The sequence below is a fragment of the Streptomyces capoamus genome, from assembly GCF_014654935.1.
GTDB classification, from domain to species: Bacteria; Actinomycetota; Actinomycetes; order Streptomycetales; family Streptomycetaceae; genus Streptomyces; species Streptomyces capoamus.
The window spans coordinates 107753-107963 of record NZ_BNBF01000013.1; the positions used below are offsets into that span (position 1 = coordinate 107753).

Annotated in this window: 1 protein-coding gene; it reads left to right on the plus strand. The window is 65.4% G+C overall.

Annotation, left to right across the window (positions count from 1 at the left end; all coding sequences use genetic code 11):
• Nucleotides 1-211 (plus strand): hypothetical protein (locus IE312_RS41160; RefSeq protein ID WP_502266983.1); only part of this gene is annotated, 211 nt, incomplete at both ends.

Sequence of the window (211 nt, forward strand, 5' to 3'; positions counted from 1 at the left end):
AGACCGCGTTCCTGGTACCGGGCCTGACCATCGTCGTCCGCGACGAATACGGCCTGGGCGAGGGTGGCAGCAAGGGCGAGGAGTCGTTCCGCTTCGACGGCGGCATCAGCGAGTTCTGCGAGTACCTGGCCAATGACAAGGCGGTCTGCGACGTCCTCCGCTTCTCCGGCAAGGGGACCTTCAAGGAGACCGTTCCCGTCCTGGACGAGCA